This window comes from Gilliamella sp. CG35 (assembly GCF_046635745.1).
In the GTDB taxonomy this organism is placed as follows: Bacteria; Pseudomonadota; Gammaproteobacteria; order Enterobacterales; family Orbaceae; genus Gilliamella; species Gilliamella apicola_I.
Map to the genome: position 1 here is coordinate 177139 of NZ_JBIDFH010000004.1, position 4248 is coordinate 181386.

Sequence of the window (4248 nt, forward strand, 5' to 3'; positions counted from 1 at the left end):
ATATGTTCCCATTTAAACACCACCGTGCCACCGCAGTATTTAGGGCGCTGAATATAGACTTGCCTTGTCACCCGATTAAAGCGTACCCGAATATGGCGTATAGTAAAAAGTTCAAAACGATAGATATAGCGAAAATAGCGGATGCATAAATAAATTGAAATTAAAAATATAAATGTAAAAAATATAACAGCCGTTGTGTAACCTGCAACTTTATCTGTTTTATCATTATACAACAAAATAAAACTATATATAGAATTATAAGCAGAACTTATAGGTATCAGAAATATAAGTAAACTAATCCATGTCAAAATACCTCGAAAATTCTCAAACATTCCGCCTCGAATTTCTAAATAGCGATCGTTATACGCGTAGTAAGGCCCTATTGGTCTGGGATTATCACTGACCGATTCTTGGGTATAGTCTTTTTGCACTTCTTTGAGTGTCATATCGGCATGGTTATAGCCCATTTTTAATTTTTTACGGGTTTCGGATTTCATGGCGTTTCCAAACCATAATAAAAATTCGCCTGCGTACATATTAAAAAGTCTCCTGTAGTGCTTGATGCCATTCTGTGAGTTCTTCGCCTAAATCTTTAAATTTTTTACGTTCAGGGTCTTTACTAAAACAGCAGCGATCAAACCATTTTTGCATAGCATCATCATCAAAAATAATCAGGCAGACACTGACCACAATAATAATCATAGACGCGTAAAAATTAATTGCCGCCAGCCACACTGCCGCAGATCGACCAATGGCAAAGCGACCGATGACTATCCCGACTTCAGCTACATTTACCCAAAAAGTCCGTTCGATACTGGTTGTGATAATATTATCAAACCATGGCACTAATGCCCCTAAAGCGACTGCAAATTGTGAAATACTTAGTGAAAAAGTTGCTAGACCTCTCACATAATATGCAATTCCTATAATAGGACTATTTCCCTTAAGTTTTTTTGTACCATCACAAAAATCCAATACCGCCGATACTCCTCCAGCCATCAACGCAAAACTCGCCGACCATAAAAATAATCGCCCAAACGCATTATAGGTTACGGTAGCAGTTTTTGATGTTGGGCTATTTTCGATACAACTTTTGATGGCACTGGTCAAGATTTGCGTGCCCGCTGCTGCACTTGCCATTAGCGATGCGGTTAATTCGGCTAATTCCCGAGAATCATTCCATTTACCATGAATTAATTTTTTGAGTGTTTCGTAGCTACTAAATGCAAATACCATCATGGCGATTTTGGTATTGACTAAATCTGAATGATTAAACTTTTCACGGGCAAACCGTGTTATTTGTGGCACACCTTTTTTGGGAGAGACTTCAAAAGAATGCCCGTTGATATTATAGCCCGATTCATACATTTCTAAAGCTTTATCCCTAATTTTGGCAAAAATTAAGTTGCCTAGGCGGTTTTGAATTGTTTGATTAAATTTTTGGGTTGTGACTCTTAAAAAACTTCTGACAAGATCAGCAAAGGCAACCGATAACAATGCTATTGGAAAACCGCGATCCGCTATCTGATTGACAATCGACCCTGTCCGATTAACATGTTTAGTCAATTTGTTGAGTAAGTTAATCGCTTTATCGACATTTGGCTGATGGCTATTATTATCAGCAGACTCATTGATCGCTATGTTTTGTTGAATATCCAAGTATTCGTTAATATCGGCGATTAACGCTTTGTTGTTAAATAGGTAGGTTCGCATACATAAGTTGGTCGGGGTCACTTGCGGTTCAAGCCACCATTCGTCTAACACTTTTCTGACTTTTGATGATCCACTTGCCCCACACAAGCAAACTCCCATTTGTAATTGAAACATGATTCCGTCTAGTGGAATGGTATCATCATATAAATCTAACGCTGATACTAATTGATGTGATTTTAACCATTTTATGTAGTCATCAATACGCAGTTCGGCAAGTTGTTCGGCACTTTGGCTTCGTTCATTGAATTCTTGTTCAAAACGTTTAAATTTGTCTTGCGATAAGCGGTCCCAATAGAATTTTTGAAACTCTTTTTGAGACAGTTCTTCTGTTTGTTGTTTGATTAAGGCTTCTTCGGCTCCTTGAAATATTTCTCGACTTATACTATTCGATAGATCACGAGTATAAACAGGAATTATTTTGTCTCTACCCCACTTTGCAACATTTTCCCACTGTTTATTGTGCTTGATTATTTGCCTAATTCTATGATTATGAAAGGATTCTTTAAAACCTAATAGCTGCCGGTAAACAATTAAACGATGTTCGTTGGATATGCCTTCCGAATCGTTGCTTTCCATCCATGGTTTCATTCTTTTTTCAAGTGCTTGATGATAGCGATTATTTAAACTTTGGGTGATACCAATGGCATCATTAACCACTATCGCCACCCCTTGCCGTTTTTTTAATTTGTTATAGAGCGATAGGTAGCGCATGTAAGTTCGCATTATATCTTTATCATAATAGGTGGTGCGGTTAGTATAAATATTTTCGATCACTTGTAATTGGCTATTGGCTTTGTCTCGCTCACCGGTTTTAAAGTCATATGGGGGTTTGCTTTTTAAAAATGCTTGTTGCTCAGCAATATCCAATGCTGTCGATATTTCGAGAATATTCGTCAGTATATCTTGCGTTTTTAACGCAGTTTGCCCGTTTCTAATCTGATCCGGCGTCATGCCTGACAGTACAAATTCGGGGGTATCTTGATAAATTTCTAATCTGGCGTTACTGATTTTATTTGGACTAAATACAAAATAAATTTTTTCGATATCTTTGCTGTTTTTAAAGCTGATGTAGGACGCATCCGCACCGTCTGTTGCAATGTTACAGGTATATTTAGGCGGAATATTCGGTATGGTGTTGTTGTCGCTATATTCTGTTAAGCAACCTTCTGGACTAGACGAAAATATTCGCCATTGCTTTTGTCCATTTTTAAAATCGACCAGTATATATAAATAACCTTGTCGTAACATTTGTATACAGTATTTTGAGTGTTCTATCGATATGTCCGATACCATTTTTTTAGCAAAATCCGGCAACGAAGGTAATTCAATTTTAGCTTCAGCGCCATTTTTTAATTGTTTATTTTTGCCAAGATACCCTGTAATTGATAAGCGAGTTGGCAACACGACCAAATCGCCTTCCTTTTCTTGACATTTTGGGCAGCGTTTACCTGAATTATTTTCTTGGGCCTTTGTCGCTAATATTATTTTCAGTAAATTCTCAATCGCTGACATGTTCTTGCTCCTTATCGATATGATTGAAATAGTGCTCCAATTGGCTAATTTTTTGATTTCTCATTAAATCGACAAAGAGATCATATTCAATTTTTTGAAAAAAATGTTCTGATTTAGCCATCGCATATTCCACGATATAGTCCATTTTTTGCTGATCAGGTTCATAAAATGTTGCCGTATAAATCCAATCCAGTAACTGAGTTAGTGTGTTTTGTTGAACGTCGGTTAATGGCTTTTTTTGTAATTTTACGGTTTGTTGTTCGTAGGCGTTATAACTTTGGGCTATTTTGATTTTTCGCCATTGCTGAGTCGTTATTTTGTACTTGATATCCCATAATATTAATTCGGGTTTATGGTGTAGTTGCACATATTCATCTTGCCAGTAGTACCAGTATTGCACACTACCCAACATTTTATTTATTTGTTCTTCATCAAAAATAGTCACTAAATGTTTAAGCACGTGCGGATCGTAAAAACGTAATAGATAATAATTGCCTTGATGTAACATAAACATCGCATTACTAATGTGTTGTTGTATGTCTTTAATCGGGTAAGGTGAGGTGATCATTGCGATAACCGATGATTGCTGGTTTTTTAAATTCGCTATGATGTGTTTAATATCGTCTTCTGCCCCTTTTTTTAATGTACATAGCTGTAAGCATTCATGGTTATACGATACGGTATCTTGCCTGTCCCTTATCGGGACAATTGAATCAAATTCAATATCATTTTCATAAAAAAAATTGTCGTTAATTTGCGGGTCGATTAATACATGTATTTTTCTAAACCGCTGAATTTGTTCGGCAATGGTTTTATTGATTTCCTGATCCGGAATAATTTTAATCATTATTTTCTTTCCACAAAAATTGCATGCTTTTCAGCTTCGTCTTGTTTTACACCACTGCAAATCGGTGGCAATTCATTTTGAATATTTTTTTGTGCTGTGCCCATTTTTTGTAGGACATTACACTTCATGTACACATTATTCGGTGTACCCAGTACAATGCCCTTTTCGCTAATTTC

Annotated in this window: 2 protein-coding genes and 1 pseudogene; all 3 read right to left on the minus strand. The window is 36.4% G+C overall.

Annotated elements, in window-relative coordinates; genetic code table 11:
* Positions 1-536, minus strand: a pseudogene (locus ACGH4F_RS03350) (hypothetical protein); the annotation flags it as partial.
* Position 537: 1 nt separating this feature from the next.
* On the minus strand, positions 538-3225 hold the full coding sequence (locus ACGH4F_RS03355) for a T6SS effector BTH_I2691 family protein (RefSeq protein ID WP_411589967.1): 2688 nt from the start codon (positions 3223-3225) through the stop codon (positions 538-540).
* Entirely contained in the window at positions 3212-4072 is an 861-nt protein-coding gene (locus ACGH4F_RS03360) for a DUF4123 domain-containing protein (RefSeq protein WP_411589968.1), read from the minus strand. Before ACGH4F_RS03360 ends, ACGH4F_RS03355 begins: the two co-directional genes overlap by 14 nt.
* Positions 4073-4248 lie beyond the last annotated feature (176 nt).